Source organism: Microbacterium sp. NPDC058062, assembly GCF_042885375.1.
GTDB lineage: Bacteria > Actinomycetota > Actinomycetes > Actinomycetales > Microbacteriaceae > Microbacterium > Microbacterium trichothecenolyticum_C.
Map to the genome: position 1 here is coordinate 725,562 of NZ_JBHVSC010000001.1, position 18,832 is coordinate 744,393.

At 69.7% G+C, this 18,832-nt stretch carries 22 protein-coding genes; 10 read left to right on the plus strand and 12 right to left on the minus strand.

Annotated elements, in window-relative coordinates; genetic code table 11:
- Positions 1–9 precede the first annotated feature (9 nt).
- Positions 10–1,299 (minus strand): nitrate/nitrite transporter, encoded by a 1,290-nt coding sequence (locus ACFVSU_RS03190; RefSeq protein ID WP_387137905.1) that lies wholly within the window; start codon positions 1,297–1,299, stop codon positions 10–12.
- Between the two features lie 263 nt (positions 1,300–1,562).
- On the opposite strand from ACFVSU_RS03190, the gene ACFVSU_RS03195 reads away from it, so the two are divergent.
- From ACFVSU_RS03195 to ACFVSU_RS03205, 3 genes are all read left to right on the plus strand, one after another.
- Entirely contained in the window at positions 1,563–1,826 is a 264-nt protein-coding gene (locus ACFVSU_RS03195; RefSeq protein ID WP_387137908.1) for a DUF6458 family protein, read from the plus strand.
- A gap of 225 nt (positions 1,827–2,051) precedes the next feature.
- A complete protein-coding gene (locus ACFVSU_RS03200) occupies positions 2,052–2,834 on the plus strand; it encodes a hypothetical protein (protein WP_387137911.1) in 783 nt (260 codons plus the stop codon).
- Complete coding sequence (locus ACFVSU_RS03205; RefSeq protein WP_387137914.1) at positions 2,831–3,340, plus strand: hypothetical protein; 510 nt, start codon at positions 2,831–2,833, stop codon at positions 3,338–3,340. The genes ACFVSU_RS03200 and ACFVSU_RS03205 overlap by 4 nt, the downstream gene beginning before the upstream one ends.
- 3 nt (positions 3,341–3,343) lie before the next feature.
- On the opposite strand, the gene ACFVSU_RS03210 is transcribed toward ACFVSU_RS03205, so the two are convergent.
- Positions 3,344–4,027, minus strand: coding sequence for a GNAT family N-acetyltransferase (locus ACFVSU_RS03210; RefSeq protein ID WP_387137917.1), 684 nt, complete (start codon positions 4,025–4,027; stop codon positions 3,344–3,346).
- An 86-nt stretch (positions 4,028–4,113) separates the two neighbouring features.
- On the opposite strand from ACFVSU_RS03210, the gene ACFVSU_RS03215 reads away from it, so the two are divergent.
- The gene (locus ACFVSU_RS03215; RefSeq protein WP_387137920.1) at positions 4,114–4,680 is read left to right on the plus strand and encodes a TetR/AcrR family transcriptional regulator; all 567 of its coding nucleotides are present in this window, start codon (positions 4,114–4,116) and stop codon (positions 4,678–4,680) included.
- A gap of 24 nt (positions 4,681–4,704) precedes the next feature.
- Here ACFVSU_RS03215 and ACFVSU_RS03220 read toward each other — a convergent pair whose 3' ends face one another.
- The 4 genes from ACFVSU_RS03220 to ACFVSU_RS03235 form a co-directional block, all read right to left on the minus strand.
- Positions 4,705–5,571, minus strand: a complete 867-nt coding sequence (locus ACFVSU_RS03220; protein WP_387137923.1) for a GyrI-like domain-containing protein — start codon at positions 5,569–5,571, stop codon at positions 4,705–4,707.
- An 86-nt stretch (positions 5,572–5,657) separates the two neighbouring features.
- Positions 5,658–7,022 (minus strand): DUF222 domain-containing protein, encoded by a 1,365-nt coding sequence (locus ACFVSU_RS03225; protein ID WP_387137927.1) that lies wholly within the window; start codon positions 7,020–7,022, stop codon positions 5,658–5,660.
- A 550-nt stretch (positions 7,023–7,572) separates the two neighbouring features.
- Positions 7,573–7,695 (minus strand): hypothetical protein, encoded by a 123-nt coding sequence (locus ACFVSU_RS03230; RefSeq protein WP_387137930.1) that lies wholly within the window; start codon positions 7,693–7,695, stop codon positions 7,573–7,575.
- A gap of 26 nt (positions 7,696–7,721) precedes the next feature.
- A complete protein-coding gene (locus tag ACFVSU_RS03235) occupies positions 7,722–8,171 on the minus strand; it encodes a pyridoxamine 5'-phosphate oxidase family protein (protein ID WP_387137932.1) in 450 nt (149 codons plus the stop codon).
- 88 nt (positions 8,172–8,259) lie between these two features.
- On the opposite strand from ACFVSU_RS03235, the gene ACFVSU_RS03240 reads away from it, so the two are divergent.
- Positions 8,260–9,180, plus strand: coding sequence for an AEC family transporter (locus tag ACFVSU_RS03240; protein ID WP_387137935.1), 921 nt, complete (start codon positions 8,260–8,262; stop codon positions 9,178–9,180).
- 14 nt (positions 9,181–9,194) lie between these two features.
- On the opposite strand, the gene ACFVSU_RS03245 is transcribed toward ACFVSU_RS03240, so the two are convergent.
- Genes ACFVSU_RS03245 through ACFVSU_RS03255 form a run of 3 tightly spaced genes read right to left on the minus strand, consistent with a single transcriptional unit; the run spans position 9,195 to position 10,779 of the window.
- Positions 9,195–9,464: a DUF6510 family protein gene (locus tag ACFVSU_RS03245; protein WP_387137938.1), complete on the minus strand. Its 270-nt coding sequence runs from the start codon at positions 9,462–9,464 to the stop codon at positions 9,195–9,197.
- Positions 9,464–10,189, minus strand: a complete 726-nt coding sequence (locus ACFVSU_RS03250) for a ferredoxin reductase (protein WP_387138702.1) — start codon at positions 10,187–10,189, stop codon at positions 9,464–9,466. Before ACFVSU_RS03250 ends, ACFVSU_RS03245 begins: the two co-directional genes overlap by 1 nt.
- Positions 10,186–10,779, minus strand: coding sequence for a sulfite oxidase-like oxidoreductase (locus ACFVSU_RS03255; protein WP_082496893.1), 594 nt, complete (start codon positions 10,777–10,779; stop codon positions 10,186–10,188). Before ACFVSU_RS03255 ends, ACFVSU_RS03250 begins: the two co-directional genes overlap by 4 nt.
- A gap of 185 nt (positions 10,780–10,964) precedes the next feature.
- Between ACFVSU_RS03255 and ACFVSU_RS03260 the strand changes: the two genes are divergently transcribed.
- Complete coding sequence (locus ACFVSU_RS03260) at positions 10,965–11,522, plus strand: HdeD family acid-resistance protein (protein ID WP_056367218.1); 558 nt, start codon at positions 10,965–10,967, stop codon at positions 11,520–11,522.
- A 68-nt stretch (positions 11,523–11,590) separates the two neighbouring features.
- On the opposite strand, the gene ACFVSU_RS03265 is transcribed toward ACFVSU_RS03260, so the two are convergent.
- Positions 11,591–13,570 (minus strand): prolyl oligopeptidase family serine peptidase, encoded by a 1,980-nt coding sequence (locus ACFVSU_RS03265; protein ID WP_387137943.1) that lies wholly within the window; start codon positions 13,568–13,570, stop codon positions 11,591–11,593.
- A 4-nt stretch (positions 13,571–13,574) separates the two neighbouring features.
- Complete coding sequence (locus ACFVSU_RS03270; protein ID WP_387137946.1) at positions 13,575–14,348, minus strand: SDR family oxidoreductase; 774 nt, start codon at positions 14,346–14,348, stop codon at positions 13,575–13,577.
- Between the two features lie 41 nt (positions 14,349–14,389).
- Between ACFVSU_RS03270 and ACFVSU_RS03275 the strand changes: the two genes are divergently transcribed.
- The 4 genes from ACFVSU_RS03275 to ACFVSU_RS03290 all read left to right on the plus strand — a co-directional run bounded on the left by ACFVSU_RS03275 (position 14,390) and on the right by ACFVSU_RS03290 (position 17,207).
- The gene (locus ACFVSU_RS03275; RefSeq protein WP_387137949.1) at positions 14,390–14,884 is read left to right on the plus strand and encodes an NfeD family protein; all 495 of its coding nucleotides are present in this window, start codon (positions 14,390–14,392) and stop codon (positions 14,882–14,884) included.
- Positions 14,881–15,912 carry an SPFH domain-containing protein gene (locus ACFVSU_RS03280; RefSeq protein ID WP_387137952.1) on the plus strand — a complete coding sequence of 344 codons (1,032 nt, stop codon included), beginning with the start codon at positions 14,881–14,883 and terminating at the stop codon, positions 15,910–15,912. Before ACFVSU_RS03275 ends, ACFVSU_RS03280 begins: the two co-directional genes overlap by 4 nt.
- Complete coding sequence (locus tag ACFVSU_RS03285) at positions 15,909–16,697, plus strand: glycerophosphodiester phosphodiesterase family protein (RefSeq protein WP_387137955.1); 789 nt, start codon at positions 15,909–15,911, stop codon at positions 16,695–16,697. Before ACFVSU_RS03280 ends, ACFVSU_RS03285 begins: the two co-directional genes overlap by 4 nt.
- A 126-nt stretch (positions 16,698–16,823) precedes the next feature.
- Positions 16,824–17,207, plus strand: coding sequence for an RNA polymerase-binding protein RbpA (locus ACFVSU_RS03290; protein WP_387137958.1), 384 nt, complete (start codon positions 16,824–16,826; stop codon positions 17,205–17,207).
- A gap of 24 nt (positions 17,208–17,231) precedes the next feature.
- Here the strand turns inward: ACFVSU_RS03290 and lnt are convergent, their stop codons facing one another.
- Complete coding sequence (gene lnt / locus ACFVSU_RS03295) at positions 17,232–18,788, minus strand: apolipoprotein N-acyltransferase (protein WP_387137961.1); 1,557 nt, start codon at positions 18,786–18,788, stop codon at positions 17,232–17,234.
- Positions 18,789–18,832: the final 44 nt, after the last annotated feature.

The window sequence follows — 18,832 nt, forward strand, 5'->3', positions numbered from 1 at the left end:
CCCGGGCGCTCAGCCGCGCGGGTGGCGCCGCGCGCGGGGCGGATCCATCCCGAGACGGATGCGCGTGCGCTTGCGCTCGATGACGATGAAGATGCTGCCGAGCGCCCACAGCGGCACCTGCATCAGGAATGCGAGACGGAAGGCATCGAGGTTGTACGTCGCGGGCGTTCCCGCACCCTGAAGGTCGAGCGCGAGGCCGATCAGGAGGATCGCGAGGAGTGCCGCGAGGAATCCGCCCGCGTTCGTGACCCCGGTCGCGGTGCTGAGGCGGTGCGACGGATTGTGCGTGCGGGCGTGGTCGAACGCGATCATCGACGCGGGTCCTCCCGTGGCGAGGGCCACGGCGAGCGCGAGCAGGAGCCACAGCGGCGCCGGTCCCGGGTAGGCGATCACGACGAGCCAGGCGATCGCCTGCACGGCGACGGTGGGCAGCACGAGCGCCCGCGAGCGCAGGTGCGGGATGCGCCGGGACAGCTCGCCAATGATGGGTCCGAGCGCCATGCCCACGACGACGTACAGCGACATGATCGACGCGGCTTCGGCCGTCGTGCGCCCCTCGCCCGCGGTGAGGAACGGCATGCCCCACAGCAGCACGAACGCGGTTCCCGCGAACGGGGTCGTGAAGTGCGACCAGAAGGCCAAGCGGGTCCCCGGGTGCGCCCAGGCCGCACGGATGCCGACCCCCGTGTCGACCGACGAGGTCACGACCCGGATCGCGCCGGTATCAGTGTCGACCGACACGTCCTCATCGCGGTCGGGCGGGTGGTTGCGGATGAGCAGGAAGACGAGGATGGCGAACAGCACGCCGAGCCCGGCGATGCTGCCGAACGTGATGGTCCAGCTGGTGGCGTGCAGCAGCGCCGCGAGCGGGATCAACGCCACCAGCTGCCCCGCCTGACCCACGATGCCGGTGAGCTGCACCATGATCGGGCCGCGCTGAGCCGGGAACCACGTCGCGATGAGTCGCAGCACACCGGGGAAGATCGCCGCGTCTCCCGCGCCCAGCAGCATGCGCGCGAGGATCGCCACGCCGACACTGGGGGAGATGGCCATGGTCAGCTGTCCCGCCGCCATCAGCAGCATCCCGACCGTCATGATCGGCCGCGCGCCGTACCGGTCGAGAAGGACGCCGATCGGGATCTGCATCCCGCCGTAGACGGCGAGCTGCACCACCGCGAACATCGACAGGGTCGCGGCATCGGCGTCGAAGCGCGCCGCGGCGTCCACGCCGACCGCGCTCAGGGACGAGCGGTTGGTGATCGCGAGGACGTAGGCTGCGACGCCGACCGCCCAGATCACCCAGGCATATGCTCCCGGCCCCGTCGCGCGAGGACGGGACAGACTGTGCACCCTTCCACAGTAGTCACCGCGACGGATGCCTCCGCCTGCGTCCGCCCGCCCAGTGAGCCGGGGAGGCGCCGCCATCCGGCGAAGGATGGCGGCAGCATCCGCTCGCTGTCAAGCCCCTCCCTGACGTTCTGCGGCTCCACCAGGCTGAAATGCGGGACAACCCGTCCCGCATCAGGGGAGGGCGCACGCGCACCCCCGGAAAGGAGCTTCGCATGAGCATCGGCGCAGGAATCGTGCTGTTCGCAATCGGAGCCGTCATCGCGTTCGCGCTCAACGTGCAGGTCGACTGGGTGAACCTCGACATGCTGGGCTACATCCTCATGGGCGCCGGCGTGGTCATCTTCCTTGTCGGTCTGGTGCTGATGATGCGTCGCCGGCGGTCGGACGTCGTCACCCACACCGCCGTCGACCCCGTCTCCGACTCCCAGGTCACCCGGAGGACCACTCGCACCCCCGACGACACCGCCGGGCTGTGACGGACGCTTCGGCCGCGGGCGCTGCGGCGCTCGCGGCCGAAGTCATGTCGCCCTCTCCGTCATACCGCGCGAGGAGGGGTATCGCGCTTCCCACGGAATCGCGGGACAATCGGCCCAACGATCCCGGCGCCCAGCGGACGGCGGGACGTCACCCGAAACGCACGATATCGACGACGACGGCGCCGTCCTGACCGGGCCCGAGCCGGCGAAAGGCTTCCTCTGGGGGTGGCCTCGATGGACGTACCCGCGAACGGCTCCGACACGGACGGTGAGCTCGCCGAACTGCGCCGGCGCGCATACGGCCCTCACCCCGACATTCATGACGATCCCGCGGCCCTGGCCAGACTGATCGAACTCGAGACAGGGCAACAACGGTCGGGCCGCCCGGTCGAGCCTGCGGCGGCGTCCGTCGCCGAGGTCCCGGAGACGACCCCGACGGTCACCGCGACCCTTACGGAGGAGCAGCCACCACCCCCGCCACCCCCACTGCAGACGCCCCGTTCCGCGCCGACACGGCGCTGGGGCCTCATCGCACTGGCGGTCGGCGCGATGGTCGCGACCACCGGTGTTCTCGCCACGGTCGTGATGTCGTGGGATCCGCCGCCGGACGCCGTGCTGCACCCGACCGGCACCGCCGCCGATGAGGAGCTCCTGACACTGCTGAAAGCGGAAGGCCAGCCGTTCAGCGCGAACGATGGCGGCGCATCTGAGATGGAGATCGACCTTTCCACACTCCGCTCCTTCGGGACGTACATGGAAGTAGAGGTGTGGTCCGCGGTGAATGCCTTCGGATCGCCCTGTCTGATCGGAATCCACCGTGCGACGGAGGACGTGGTCGCACGCCAGTGCATGCCGGCCGGGACCGATCTGTCCATGGACATGTACTGGGACGTCCAACACGGAGATGGCGTTCGACGCGCCCTTCCCGAGGGGGAGGTGCTGCGCTTCCTCTGGCGAGCAGACAGCGTGGACGTCCATGTGCTGCTGTCGGAAGGAACCGGGTCATGACCGGGACAGCGGCGGAAACCGAGCTCAGCCGAGGCTCGCGGAGGCGGTTCGCGATGCCGTCACGGTGGGGCTTGGTCTGGATCGCCGCGGCGATCGGCCTCGCGATCGCCTATGGAGTCGCCTGGCTCATGGGGCCGCATCCCGACCACACACTCCACACAGCGGTATCGCAGGTCGGCTTTCCGTCGAGTTACTCGCCCGTCGAAGTGGATGCGGCGACGCTCGAACCGCACGAGATGTTCCGCGGGCTCCAGCCCTGGTCCGCGACGGACTCGCTCGGCAATCGCTGTCTCATCATCACCGAACCAGCAGGTTCGTCCTCGTGGGTTCACGGAGGCTCCTGCATTCCGCGTGAGGCGGATGTCGTCGTCGACGTCGGTGTATGGCCGGATGAGCGCGGGACCTTTGCCGAGGGCCTGCCTGACGGGACGGTGATCAGATTCCAGCTTCGAGGCGACGAGGTCGACGTCTCAGTTCACACCCCAACAGAACCTGCGGAACCCTAGGCGTCAGGTGGTCGCCTCGATCGCCGCTCGGAACGCCTCGACCCCGCGCATCTCGATCGGCGCGCCCAGTGCCGCGGCGTGATCGGCGCGGAGGGACTCCCAGCGCTCGCGCGACATCACGAAGCGGTTGTGGAGCACGGGGACACCTTCGCGAGCGACATGGAAAGCGCCGTCGGCCTCATAGCCCACGCGCCGTGACACGGCATTCGACGGGCCGTTGTCGACGAAGGCGCCCGACGTCGCCTCCCTCGCCCCCAGCCCTTCGAACGCGAAGTGGAGGGCGAGCATCCGCATGCGGGTGCCGATGCCGCGTCCCTGATGGGCGTGGCCCAGCCACGATCCGGTCGTCACACGGCGCAGCACCGGCCACTCGCTCGCCGTCAGACCCTGAACGCCGGCCGGGATCCCGTCGTGCAGGACCGCGAACTCGAGCACGAACGCGTCGGGGGAGATGCGGTTGCGGATGCCCCACTGGAAGGTGAGAACACTCCGTGCGACCTCCTCCGCCGTGCCGCGCGACCAGGGGTGTTCGAACGGCATCATCTCGGGATCATGGATGCCTCGACCCGCAAGTTCTGCGAGCTGCACGAGCAATCCGTCGTCGATCCAGCGGAGTTCGAGGTCGCCCGCGCGCACCGACACCCCCGATGCGGGCCAGAGGCGAGCGAGCGCGTCGGTGTGCGGCATCCCGGAAGTCTGACAGACGGCTGGTGCAACGAGGTAGAGTGACCATGCGCCCACTATGAATGGGCGATTGCCCACTAGGAGTCCGAATGCCCACCGGCCATGCGATTCACGATGCTCGCGGCGTCCTGATGGACGCGGGGTTCAGGATCCTGGCCGCACACGGCGCAGCCGCGCTCACCAGCAGGTCGGTGACCGAGGCGTCCGGTGTCGCGAAGGGCGTGCTGCATCGCCACTTCGAGGACTTCGATGCCTACGTCGCAGCACTCGTCGCGGAGGAGGCGATCCGCATCCAGGCGATCGAGCCGCGCGTGGCGGACTCCGCGGCGGCGGCGACCACGGATGTGATCGAGCAGACCTTCACACCGACGATGCTCGGGCTCGTGAGCCTCGTCATCGGGCGCGACGGCGTGCGGCGGCGCGTCGGCGACGGTTCGCCCGGCATCCCGCTGCTCGGCGATGCGACGACCGCGGTAGCGGACGTCCTGGCCGCGGGTCGGGAGGTCGGGTGGATCCGGAAGGACGCCGACGTCCCCGTTCTGGCATTGGCGCTTTCAGGCAGCGCCTATCTCCTGTCTGCGGGAGCGTCGGGCGCCCTCCCGGATCACGACGCCGTGAGGGAAGTCGTCGAGTCGATCCTCGCGGCGTCCCTCTGAACCCGCCGGAGAGCGACACGCTCACTACTCGCGCTCGACCGGCAGCCACAGTTCGCACGTCGCGGTGCTGAAGTCAGGGGAGCGGTCGAGCACCGCCACGATGGACGGACCCGGCCGCAGTCGCCAGGGGTTCGACGGGAACCAGTCGCTCGCCGTCGCGGCCCAGGTCGATTGAAGCGCTGCAGGGTACGGGCCTTCCGTGCGGAAGACCGCCCATGCGCCGGCCGGAACCTCGATCACGTCGAGATCATCGGGCGGGGAGGCGTCCTCACCGACCGCGACGCCGTGGAGGTAGGTCAGCTCGCTGCCCTCGGTGTAGTCGGGGTCGACGTCGGCGCTCACCTGCAGAAGCCCCGCGGGCTCGGTGCTGCTCAGCCCCTTGAGCCGGACGTGCTCGGTCACGGGCAGGGCGGCGATGTGGGCCTGGATGTGCGGATTGACGCCCTCATGGATGAGGGGCACGCGTGCGGCATGACCGATCAGCAGGAAGGCCGGTCGGTCGGCGATACGGGTGTCCATGGGTGTGTTCCCTTCTACGGTCAGGCGGAACCTGAGCTGCGGTTGCGATCGAAGGGGACCGCCGTCGCGGCGCACGTCAGCGGGGCTCGCCCCGTGCACTGACCGGAACGCACGGCCGAACGCCTCGGTGGAGCCGTAGCCATGGCGCACCGCGATGTCGAGCAACTCGCCGTCGCCGAGCACGTCGGCGGCCGCGACGGTCATCCTCCGACGCCGGATGTACTCCGACAGCGGCATGCCCGCGAGCGACGAGAACATGCGGCGCACGTGGTACTCGGTGGTGCCGAGGCCGGCGGCCAGTGCGGCGAAGTCGACGTCGTCTGACAGGTCGGCCTCGACGAGCTCGATCACCCGGTTGAGAATCGCGATCACGGTTCCTCCTTCGACAACCAGCCTCGTCGGGCGCGTTCATGCGCGCCCGACTATCGCGGTCCGATTCGATCGTGCCGTACCGGATGTCAGAAGGGCGGGTTCTCGGGCGGTTCTGCGATCCGGTCGAGCAGCGCGCGGACGCGTTCTCGCAGACCCGCGAACGGATTCGTGGTGCGATGCCCGCTCGGGAACGCGACCTCGATGCTGCCGTCTTCCCGCCTCTGATGTCGGAGCAGCGTGGTGTCTTTCAGCGCGTGGTCCGGGTCGCACAGCGGATCGAGGTTGGCGATGCCGGTCTCACCGCGGCCGGGGCCGTGATAGGCACAGTGGTGATCGATGTCTCCCTCGATCGCGAGGCGGTCGCAACCGTCTCGCGCGCACGTGCCATGCACCAGAGCCAGCCACTCTCTTTGCGCACGGGTGGCCTTCCGTGCCCGCCGGTCCATGTCCAGGATGACGCCGGTGACCGGATCGGTGATCACCCTGGTGAATGCGCCGGCGTCGAGCAGCATCTGCCGTGCGGTGGCATCGTCGATCGGGCCGACTCCGGGGATCAGGCAGTCACTGTTCAGATCGAGACCCCCCACAGCGACGGCGGGAGCGTGGACGCGGACGCTCGCCCGCGCCGCAGGAGCGAGCCGGTCGAGGGGAACGGTCACGAGCACCTTCGGCTTCACTCGGGTGACGTCGCCGCCCATCAGCATGTCAGCGAAGAGATCCGCGCGGATCTGCCCCGTCGTGCGACCGTCGCGCTGGACCGCAGGCATCTGCTTCGCTGTCAGCGAGAGAGCGCCGTCGAAAGCGTGCGCACGATCTGTCGGGACCATCGCGTACACCCAAGACATGCCGTCGGCCACGTCCTCGACGTACACCGCACGGCGAGCGAAGGCGGCCGCGTGCCGCTGGGTGCGGGTGCACGCCGTGAGCCGGTCGGCGACCAGGCGGGCTTGCCGGCGGATGGCGCTGACCGTGGACGCCAGCGCGATGTCGCGCATCAGATCATCGAAGCCGCCGACCACATCGGGAACACCTTCGAAGAGCGGCAGCTGGGCGAGCACCGCCTTCACGTGAGCGATCGATATGAGCCCATCGCGCGCCGTCTGCCATACGCGGGGGAGTCGCGCGAGGGCCCGCTGCGCGACGGCGGCCGACGACCGCACTTCACCCTCCGTCAGCCGCAGCCGCGAAGCCGCCTCGAGAGCCGCACACCGCTCCGCCAGTGCGGCATCGCCGCCGAGCGGCGGAAACCCGCCGGCCAGGCGTGGATCGAAGTCCACGTTCACGTACAGCTCAGGATGTGCGCGCGCGAACTCGAGCAGATCGGCGAGATGCTCGCACTGCCGTGCTGCGCGCCTGTTCGCCTCGAACTGCGCCGACTCCGCGTCCCAGAACAACTCCTTGAGCACGAACGCGTCGTCCACCTGCTCGACGGTGGGCGAGGCGGCTTCCATGGATAGATTGTAGTACCTATCTTCTATTCGCGGTAGACAAACTCGCAATTACATTCGTAGATGGATGCCTGCTAGCGCCCCGCGAGTGACACCGAATGTGGCAATCGAACCCCACCGGACCGGGGAGAGCAGCGCAGGGGGAGAAGTTCAACGCCTTCGAGGTCAAACTAACTGTCGATCCCATCGAACAGACCGCCGGGAGACTCCGCGTCGCGTCGCGAGCTTCCAGCGTGCGGGATCAACAGCGCCCGCGACAGCCGCCACGTCGTCCACATCGACCGCGCGCGCACGACGCCACAGATGCCCAGCGCCAGCGCGATCGATCTCACGAACCGCAGGCCAGCAACGATTTCAGGGGAGCGTCGTGAGGTTCTTGCAATCCCTACGGCCTAAAAGCGAGTTGACATAATGTGCATTATCGGCCCTCATTCAAAGCGACCAGAGAGGAACCCCTCTCGGCCCTAGCGCCAGAAGGGGTGCCCAGAAGGGGTCCTGGGACGAAGTCCGCCGCGGAGCACCGCTCTGTTGCGCAGTCCACCGCCGCACAGCGTCACAGAGTCAACCGGATGACTTCCCCTGACCGCGTTACACCGCTGTAGTTCGCGAACGCCGCGGCTCGCAGCATCCGTCGTCCGTCGAGTTCACGGATGAACAGCGTCTGCGCGACGATCATCCGCTCGATCCCCGCGGAGGCGAGCGTCAGACCACCCAGTCCCCGTCCCGCATGAGCACACGGCCGGCCAGCTCGTTCGATTCGCGCCACGCCTGGATCCGCGTCGGCCGCAGCACGAGGAACACGTAGCCGGGCAGCCCGCGCGGGTCCCAGTCGGCCTGCGCCGCATACGCCTCGCCGAGCGATGCGTCGTCGTCCACGCCCGCCCATCGCTCGAGCACGGCATCGATCAGCGCGACATCGCGCGTCGGGCCGACCGCGAGTCGCGCGACCCCGGACGCACCGAGGTTGCGCGCCGTCACCGATCCGCCCTCCAACGCGATGACCGCCCGGTCCTCGATCCACGCGAGCGACAGCGGCACGAGATACGGCGCCGCTTCCGGAGAAGCCGTCGCCACCCAGACGTCGGCCGCCGGAGCCGTCAGCGCCGCGAGCAGATCGGCTGTGCGGGTCACGCGATCACGGGGTTCAGGCATCCGTTGCTCCTTGGTCTCGGCGGGTGTCAGTCTGTCAGACGGTGACGCGCGATTCGCTCCCCAGAGAACGATTTCCTAGGCTCGAAGCATGCTGGAGTCGCTCATCGGGTTCGTCGTGGTGGGCGTGGCGATCCTGGTGGGATGGATCCTCGGGCGCATCGACCTGCTCGGCGAGCACGCACGGCCGGTGCTCGCGCGCCTGACCTTCTTCGTGCTCTCGCCCTTCCTGCTGTTCGTCGTCCTCGCGCAGGCCGACGTCCACACGCTGTTCTCGGCGCTCCTCCCGGTGTCGGCGATCGCGGCCGTGGCAGTCATCCTCGTCTACGCGGTCATCGCCCGTCTCCTCTGGCGGCGCACGGTCGGCGAGACCGTGATCGGCGCGCTCAGCGCGGGTCAGGTCAACTCGAACAACATCGGCATCCCCCTGTCGCTGTATCTCCTCGGCAGCGCCGCGTATCCGGCGCCCGTGATCCTCATGCAGCTGCTGGTGTTCACCCCCATCACGATGGCGATCCTGGATGCCGTCACCACCGCCCGCGCCTCGCTCTGGCGCGCCGTGGTCAGGGTGGCGACCAACCCGATCGTGGTCGGCTCCGTCTTGGGCACGCTCGTCTCGGTGCTGGGGATCGAGCTGCCGCCCGTCGTGATGGAGCCGGCGATGCTCATCGCGAACGCCTGCGTGCCGATCCTCCTGATCGCCTACGGCATCTCGCTGCACGGGCAGCGCGTGCTCGGTGCGTCGGGACGCCGACGCGACATCGTCCTCGCGACGACGCTGAAGCTCATCGCCATGCCGGTGATCGCCTGGGCGGTCGCCGAGTTCGTCTTCGGCCTCTCGGCGCACGACGTGCTCATCGTGACGGTGCTCGCCGCGCTGCCGACCGCGCAGAACGTGTTCAACTACTCGCAGCGGTACGACGTCGGCGAGACGATCTCGCGCGACACCGTGTTCCTCACGACGATCGGCTGCGTCCCGGTGCTGATCCTCGTCACGCTGCTGCTCGGCTGACCCGGCTCACCGGGCTAGGGCCGCGCGATCTCGTGCAGCATGCCCAGCACGAGCCGCATCCCGTCCCCGTCTCGGAGCACGGTGAAGAGCGTGTGCGTGCAGGAACGGCAGCGGACGATCGCCACCGTCTCGTCGATCTCGACGACGGCCTCGGCGAACGGCGAGGCGTCACCGCACCCGCCGCAGACGCCGACCAGCGCGGTGACGTCCGCGCCGAACACGTCCCACAGCATCCCCGCCGCCGCGTTGCCGTCGACGACGCTCGCAGCGTTCTCGGCACGCATCATGCACCTCCGAAGCGTTCGGTCCTGATTCGAGCAGGCTCATGGCCCAACCCGACGAGCGCGTCGGCGACGTGCTCGACGAACCCCGTGGGTCCGCACACGTAGACGATCGGCTCCTGCCCCGGCTCCCAGGTCGCCGCGCGCAACGCGTCGTCGTCCAGCCGCCCGACCGGATCCGTCCACCCGTCGGGGGCCGCGCGGGTGTACCGCCACGTGACCCCCACTCCCCCGTCGCCGGTCAGCCGAGCCAGTTCATCGCGATATATCGCGTCCTCCGCGGTTCGGACGGAGTAGAGCAGACGGACGGATGCTGCCGCCCCGGCATCCGTCGCGGCCCGCACCATCGCCATCAGCGGCACGATTCCCGAGCCGCCGGCGATGAGCTGCACGGGCGCCTCTCCCCCGGGCCGCCACACGAAGTAGCCTCCGAGGGGTCCTTTGACCTCGAGCTCGTCGCCGGGCCGCACGTCCTCGACGAGATACGGCGACACCTCGCCGTCGGGGATCTCGTCGACCGCCAGCTCGATCGTCTCGGCGGGGCCGTACGAGCCGAGCGAGTACGACCGCACCGCCTGGTAGCCGTCCTCGGCGGTGAGCCGGATGTCGACGTGCTGACCCGCCGTGTTGCCCGGCCAGTCCGGCACCTGGAGTCGCAGGATGCGCGCGGACGGTGTCGCGGGCAGCGCTTCGAGGACGCGGCCCGGCCGCCAGCCGCCGACAGTCACCAATACCGTTCCTCGGTCCAGGGGTCGCCGTGCATGTTGTAGCCGTTCTGCTCCCAGAATCCGGGCTCGTCGTCCTGCATGAGGGTGAGCCCGCGCACCCATTTCGCGCTCTTCCAGAAGTACAGATGCGGCACGAGCAGCCGCGCCGGCCCGCCGTGCTCGGGGTCGAGCGGCTCGCCCTCGAACTCGAACGCGACCCACGCCTTCCCGCCGAGCAGGTCCTCCATGGGCACGTTGGTCGTATAGCCGCCGTAGGAGTGCGCCATCGCGAACTCGGCGTCGGTCTCGACCGTGTCGAGCAGGGTGTCCAGCGACACGCCGCGCCAGGACGTGCCCAGCTTCGACCACCGCGTCACGCAGTGGATGTCGGTGTCGACATCTTCGATCGGCAGCGCCATGAACTCGTCCCACGTCCAGGAGACCGCGTCGCCGCCTTCGGTGCGGATGCCGAAGCGCCAGTCATCCTGCTCGATCCGCGGCGTCGGACCGGCCGACAGCACAGGAAAATCCTCCGTCAGGTACTGCCCGGGTGGCAGCCGCGGATCGCTCTCGCGGCGACGCGCTCCGAACCCTCTCGACACGACGGCCATCGAAACCCTCCTCCTGCACGCCGCGCCGGCGCGCACGCTCACGGTCACGCACGCTCACGGTAGCGCGCCGCGACCCGCGGAGGCGATGGGCATCGGGCAACACACGTTCATGGTCGCTTGCAAGTTCGATGTGGGGTCTAAGCTTTAGCCGCACCACGTACAGGGAACTCTCAGAAAGGCCCCTCATGTCCACTGCATCCGAAGCCGAGAAGTCGGCCGTCAACGGAATCCGCACGGCGCTCGGCGTCGGCGGCGTCCTCGCCATCATCGTCGGCATCCTGATCCTGGTCTGGCCGGGCAAGACCGCCGCCGTCATCACGGCGATCATCGCGATCTACGCGATCGCCGCCGGCCTCGTCTACGCCGGTCTCGGGATCTTCTCGAAGACCAAGGGCGGCTGGGCTCGCGTCGGCCACATCGCGCTCGGCATCCTGTTCATCATCGCCGGCGTCGTGGCCCTCTTCAACCTGGGTCAGACCACCGCGTGGCTCGCGCTGTTCCTCGGCATCCTCATCGGAATCATGTGGATCGTCGAAGGCATCGTCGCGCTGTCGACGCTGGGCGACGCGTCGTCGAAGGGCTGGTCGATCTTCTTCGCCATCCTGAGCATCATCGCCGGTATCGTCGTGCTCTTCGCGCCGGTCTGGGGCGTCGCGATCCTCTGGTGGATCCTCGGCATCTCGCTCGTCGTGCTCGGCATCATCAACGTCGTCCGCGCCTTCACCTTCAAGGGCGACATCTGATCCGCGACTGAAACGTCGTCGGCCCCGGGAGCTTCCGCTCCCGGGGCCGACTCGTGTCTGCGATCGGATCAGCCGACCGGCAGGTGCCGGTTCCACCAGTCCAGCACCGCGTCGAAGCGCTGGACGCGGTGCCGCGGCTGGCCGGCGCGCGTGAGCTCGTGGTTCTCGCCGGGGAACACCAGCAGCTCGGCCTCGGTGCCCTGGCGCTTGAGCGCCGAGTAGTACCGCGTCGCCTGCTCGAGCGGGCACCGGAAGTCGAGCTCCGAGTGCATCACCAGCGTCGGCGTCGTCACCTGGCCGACGACGGCCATCGGGCTCTGACGCGCGATGTCCTCCACCGAGACGCCCACGTACTCGTCGCCGAAGAACGAGCCGATGTCGCTCGTGCCCTGGAACGAGAGCGGCTCGAGGAAGCCGCGCTCCACGATCGCGCCCGCGAACCGGTGGTCGTGCGCGATGACCCACGCCGTGAGGTATCCGCCGTACGAGCCGCCCTGCACGCCGACGCGGTCGCCGTCCAGGCGGACGTCGTCCGCGATCGCCCCCTCGAGGAAGTCGATGACGTCGGCGAAGTCGACCGTGCCCATCTGCTGACGGATGCTGCGCCCGTGCGCCCGTCCGTAGCCCGCTGATCCGCGGGGGTTGGAGTAGACGACGGCGTAGCCCGCATCGACGAGCACCTGCGTCTCGTCGAACAGGTGCACGCCGTACGAGGCGAAGGGTCCGCCGTGGATCTGCAGGATGACCGGGAACGGTCCCTCGCCCTCCGGCGTCGCGACCCATCCGTGCACCGGGTAGCCGTCGCGCCCCGTGACCGTCAGCTCCCGTGGGAGGGCGATTCCGGATGCTGCGGCCCGGGCCCCGAACGAGGTCAGCGTCCGCGTGGCACCGTCCTCGATGAGCACGAGCTCGCCGAACGAGTCGGGCTGCGACACGGCTGCCACGATGCGGCCGTCGCCGGTGGCGTGACCGCCGACCTCGACATCGCCGCCGAGGAGCTCGGTGGCCCCGCCGTCGCGCGTGACCCGCAGCAGTCGCACGCGGCCGCGCGCGGCGTCCTGCACGAGGAAGCCCTCGCCGTCCACCCGCAGGTGCCCGTCGCCGAGGTTCAGTTCGTCGGCATCGGTGACGCGACGCGCACCGCCGTCCTCCACGAGCCACAGTCCGACGCCGGGGGCGATGAAGTCCACGCCGTCGCCGACCTCGTGGGCGAGGAGGGCGATCGTGCCGTCGGGGGCGACGACCGCCTCGTAGATCGCGATGCCGGTGTCGGTTCCGAGCACCTCACGCTGCCCGGAACCGTCCACCGCGAGGGCGATGAGACGATCGCGCAGATCGCGGCGCTCGGACTCGATCTCGTCGGGAACGGTGAGGATCTCGCGTCCGTCGGCCGTGAAGACGACCCCGCCGTGGGATGCCGTGCCCTCCGTCAGCTGTCGCGCCTCCGCGGCGACCAGCGTCTTCTTGGGCGGCGTCTCATCATCGGGGCGCACCGCGGACGCCGGCTCGTAGAACGGCTCGGCGTCCACAGCGGGCGCGGCGATCACGAAGACGTGGGCGGGCCGGTCGCCGATATAGCCGAGGCCGTTCGCGTGCCACCGCACACCGGTGATGTGCCGCGGCGCCTCGGCCGCAGCATCCAATCCCTCCACGCTGCCGTAGCGGCCCTTCTCGGGCACGCGCGCGATGAACGCGATGGTCGCACCGTCCGGCGACCAGGCGAAGTCCTCGACGCCCAGCACCGCGTCGGTCGCCTGCACCGGCTCGCCGCCGGCCGCGGCGACCACGTGCACCTGCGGCTTGCCCTTGGCGTCGCCGCGCACGAACGCGATGCGCGTGCCGTCGGAAGAGAGCTTGGGGGCGCCGTCGGCGGTGCCGCGCGTGAGGCGGCGCGGTGTGCCGTCGGGCAGATCGACGCGCCAGACCTGGCCGACGTTGCGGTTCGCAGCGATGTCGGGGCGCGAGGTCGCGAAGACGGCGAACGAGCCGTCGGCGGCGATCTCGGGACGCCCGACCGAGACCAGCGTCTCGATGTCGTTCGCCTTCATCGGATCACTCCGTCCCGAACGACGAGACGTCGCCGACGAGACGGGTGTTGTCGGCGGGCACCGGGTCGAGGGCCGCCTGCGCGACCTCGGCGGCGAACTCCGACACGTTGTAGAGCTTGCCCGCGTCCTCACGGCGGGCGGCGATCGCGCCCGGGTTGGCCCGCTCGAGCAGCGTCGCCGTGATGGTGCCCTCGATCATGTCGCCGGAGACGACGACGAACTCGACGCCGCGCTCGGTGAGCGCGGGGATCCGCTCGCGCAGAGCGTCCTCCCCGGCGCGCTTGGACAGCGCGACCGGCTCGTACTCGGGCATCGTCGGGGTCGTGCGGATGAAATGGGCCTGGTGGCTCGTGACGAACACGACGCGCGAGCCGTCGCCGAGCAGGGGCAGCGCTGTCTCGAGCACGTTCACCTGCGCGTCGCGGTTGAGCAGGAGCGCGTAGTCCTCGGCCATGCCCGACTCCATGCCGCCCGACGCGTTGAGCACGAGGATGTCGAGCGAGCCGAACGTCTTCGCGACCTCGTCGAACATCGCCTGGACCGATGCGGGATCGGTGAGGTCGGCCCCGACCACGAGCACCTGGACGCCCAGCTCGCGCAGCTCGCCGGCGAGCTTCTCAGCCCGCGGAGCCTTGTTGCGGAAGTTGATGACGACGTTCGCGCCGGCCTGGGCGAGGTACCGGGCCGTGTCGGCGCCGATGCCTCTGGACGAGCCCGTGACGAGTGCGGTCTTGCCGCTCAGCGAGCTCTCGGGAAGCGGGTTCAGAGTGTCAGTCACGTGTAGACCCTACCTGCTAGGTTCGGACTGAGGAGGCTACCGTGGAGCTCATCGAGGCCATCGAACAATGGGCATGGATCGGCTGGCTGGTGCTGATCCTGGTGTTCCTCGTGATCGAGATGCTCACGCTCGGTTTCACGTTCCTCATGCTGGCCATCGGCGGCATCGCGGGCCTCATCGCCGACCTGCTCGGGGCGCCGATCTGGCTGCAGGTGATCATCGCCGCTGCGGTCGCAGCGATCCTCGTCCTCGTGCTGCGTCCGCCCCTGCTGCGGCGACTGCGCCGCGGCGAGGATCCGACGCCGTCGAACGTCGACGCCCTCATCGGACTGGGCGGCACGGTCGTCTCATCCGTCGGCGCGCACGGCGGTCAGGTCAAGCTCGCCAACGGCGACGTGTGGACCGCGCGCACCGAGTCCGGAGACCTCGAGCCCGGCACCCGGGTGCGCGTCAGCCGCATCGAGGGCGCGACGGCGGTCGTCCGCTCCGACTCCCCTGAACCCCTCGCCCCCGCACCGGAGGATCCGCTCGCATGAACGACTTCACCTCGGCCATCCCGACGGCGATCGGGTGGATCCTCGCGATCGCGGTCTTCATCTTCGTCCTGGTCGTCATCTTCCGGTCCATCCGGATCATCCCGCAGGCGACGGCCGGAATCGTCGAGCGGCTCGGCCGGTATCACAAGACGCTCGCCCCGGGTCTGAATCTCCTCGTGCCCTTCATCGATCGGCTGCGGCCGCTCATGGACATGCGGGAGCAGGTCGTCTCGTTCCCGCCGCAGCCGGTGATCACCGAGGACAACCTCGTCGTGTCCATCGACACGGTCGTGTACTTCCAGGTCACCGACGCCCGCGCCGCGACGTACGAGATCGCCAACTACCTCAGCGCGGTCGAGCAGCTCACCACCACCACTCTCCGAAACGTCGTCGGCGGCCTGAACCTCGAAGAGGCGCTCACGAGCCGCGACGAGATCAACGGCCAGCTGCGCGTCGTGCTCGACGAGGCGACCGGCAAGTGGGGCCTGCGCGTCTCACGCGTCGAGCTCAAGGCCATCGACCCGCCCCACTCCATCCAGGACTCGATGGAGAAGCAGATGCGCGCCGAGCGCGACCGCCGCGCCGCGATCCTCACGGCCGAGGGTTCGAAGCAGTCGCAGATCCTCGAGGCCGAAGGACGCCGGCAGGCGGAGATCCTCCGGGCCGAGGGTGACAAGCAGGCTGCCGTGCTGCGCGCACAGGGCGAGGCCGAGGCGATCCAGACCGTCTTCGACGCGATCCACAGCGGCAACCCCGACGACAAGCTGCTGGCCTACCAGTACCTGCAGACGCTGCCGAAGATCGCCGACAGCGCATCGAGCAAGCTCTGGATCATCCCGAGCGAGTTCACCGAGGCGCTCAAGGGGCTCACGGGCTCCTTCGCCGGTGTGATGGCGGATGCTGCGGCCAAGGGTCGCGGGCCCGCCGCGGGCGGCATCACGTCGGGCGGTCCCGCTGCGGGCGGTCCGGCCTCCGGCGGTCCCGCGATCGGCGGTGCGCCGCCCGCGGTCACCCCGCCCACCCCGTGACCCACCCCTGGTTCGAGGGAGTCGCGACGCCGCGCGTCCTCGCCCACCGGGGCCTGGTCACGCCCGATGCCGCGCGCAGCGGCATCGTCGAGAACTCCTTCGCTGCGGTCGCCGCGGCGCACTCGGCAGGCGCCCACTACGTCGAGTCGGACTGCCACCGCACCTCGGACGGCGTCGTCGTCCTGTTCCACGACGACGACCTGTCGCGCGTGACCGGCGACCCGCGCAAGATCGCCGACGTGACGGTGCGCGAGCTCGAGCACCTCATGGCCGGGCGGGGCGGACTCATCACGCTCGCGCAGGCGCTGAACTCGTTCCCGACCGTGAGGTTCAACCTCGACGTGAAGGCGACGGATGCGGCGACCGCCGTCGGCACCGCGATCGCTCCGTTCGCCGACCGGGTGCTCGTGACGAGCTTCTCCGACGAACGGCGGCGCGCCGCGCTCGGCGCGGCTCGGGCCGTGGGCGAGGCGTCAGGGCGCAGCATCCGTCCCGCCACCTCCGGTGGCCGCGGCACCATCGGACGCGTGCTGGCCGCCGTGTCGGCGCGCTCGGATCGGCTGGTCGCGCGGGCTCTGGCGGGCGTCGACGCGCTCCAGGTCCCCGAGCGGCAGGGCCGCCTGCGCATCGTCACGCCGCGGCTCATCGCGGCCGCGCACCGGCACGGCGTCGAGGTGCATGTGTGGACCGTCAACGCCCCCGACGACATGGTCCGGCTGGTCGAGATGGGCGTCGACGGCATCGTCACGGACCGCGCCGACATCGCGCTCTCAGCCCTCCGATAACACCCCACGGTGGACGGACACTCCCTCCGCTGTGCATCCACTGTGAAAGGTCGATGAACAGGGCCCCTTCGGATGATCCGCTCAGGTCACTTCGTTATACCTATACAGCGACGAGAGGACCACAAAATGGCAGACCGCAGTCTGCGCGGCATCCGACTCGGCGCCCAGAGCCTACAGAGCGAAGAGGGCGTCGTGTTCCATGAGCGCGCACAGCACATCTACACATGTTCGACGTGTGGACGTGACACGACTTTGACCTTCGCGGCCGACGCCGAGGTTCCGCCGGCCTGGGAGTGCCGCACGTGCGGCGCCGAGGCGCTGCTGCGCGTGGGCGAAGGGACCGCGACCGTCGACCACTCCGGCGACAAGGTCCCCCGCAGCCACTGGGACATGCTCCTGGAGCGCCGCACCATCCCCGAGCTCGAAGAGTTGCTCGAGGAGCGCCTTGCGTACGTCCGCGCCCGCCGCGGCGCCGGCGAGGCCGTCACGGTGGACAAGCTCAGCGCCTGATCCACGATCCGCGCGACGCCGGCCCTACGGGGCCGGCGTTTTCGCGTGCGCGCGAGAGCGCCGACGCGCGATGATGCCCAGCCCGGCGAGCACGATGACGCTGCCCCACGCCACGAGCGCGTTCAGCCACGGCCCGACGATGACAGCAGGCGTGAGACCCGTCCGCAGGGGCACGTCGGTGAGCATGTGCCCCGGTTCGTCCGCCGGGAGTCCGTCGATCGTGGATCCGTCGGGCGCGATCACCTGACTCGTGCCCACCGTCGACAGGTTGACGACGGAGCGCCCGGTCTCGATCGCGCGCAGCCGGGCGACGGCCAGCTGCTGCAGGTTCTCGTCGGTGCCCCGGAAGTCGGCGTTGTTGGTCTGGAAGAGGTACACGCGCGCGCCGTCGCGAGCACCCTCCCACACGAGGGCGTCGTAGATGACGTCGAAGCAGATGGCGAGCCCGACGACGGTGCCGTCGACGTCGAACACCGGAGGCGTCGTGCCGGGCGTGTAGTCGCGGCCGATCATCCCGATGAGGTCGGGGGCGATCGACGCGTAGAACTCCCGGTCGGGCACGTACTCGCCGAACGGCACCGGGTTGCGCTTGTCGTACGTCTGCTCGATGCCCGTGCCCTCGCGCCAGAGGAACGACATGTTGAAGTACTCCTCGCCGCGCTTGTCGATGCGGTTGGCGATCAGCGGCGCGCCCACCTGCCGGGCCACGCGGTCGAGGGCGGCCGCGACGACGGACGACGAGTCGGGATCGACGTCGACGCTCCCCTCCGGCCACAGCACGACGTCGACGTCCTCGGCGCCGAAGAGCGGCCTCGTGGCCTCGTACTGCGATGCGAGGATGTCGCCGGCCTCCCGCTCGTCGAAGTAGCCGGCGGGGCCGTTGCCCTGCGCGCTCGCGACGCGCATCGAGCCCGCGGGCGTCGTCGCCCACGCGGGGACGACCACGAGCGCGGTGGCGACGAGGGCGAGCACCGCGACCGGGAGGAGGGGACGGATGCCGCCGCCCCGCGCCCGCCGCGGAGAACGCACGAGTTCCACCCCGGCGGCGACGAGCGCGACGATGAGGAAGGTGAGTCCGGCGGTGCCGGTCCACGAGACGACCTCGGCGAACGGGCCGTTCACCTGGGAGGTGCCGACGCGCCCCCACGGGAATCCGCCGTAGGGGAAGCCGCCGATCACCGCCTCCTTCGCGGTCCACAGCCCCGCGACGAGCACCGCGGTCAGCAGAATCCGCCCGCGGCGGCGGACGACCTGCGGCACCCAGCGATAGGCCAGGGAGATGAGCACGGCGCCGCCCGCGACGAACAGCGATTCGAGGACCGAGAGCGCGAGCCACGGAAGCGGCCCCACCCACTCGGCGGTGAAGTCGACGTTGAGCAGATAGAACGCGAGACCGTAGGCGAGCCCCGTCAGGAACGCTCCGCCCGCCCGGCGCCCGATGAGGGTGACGAGCGCCAGAGCCACCGACACGAACGCCATCGGCCACCACGCGACCGACGGGAAGGCCAGGTCGAACAGCACTCCGGCCAGCACCGAGAGGGGAACCGCCGCCCACAGCGGGAAGATCGCGCGAGGTGGCACGGGATCAGCCTAAGCGAGCGGAACGGCGATCTTGAGCCGCGTCG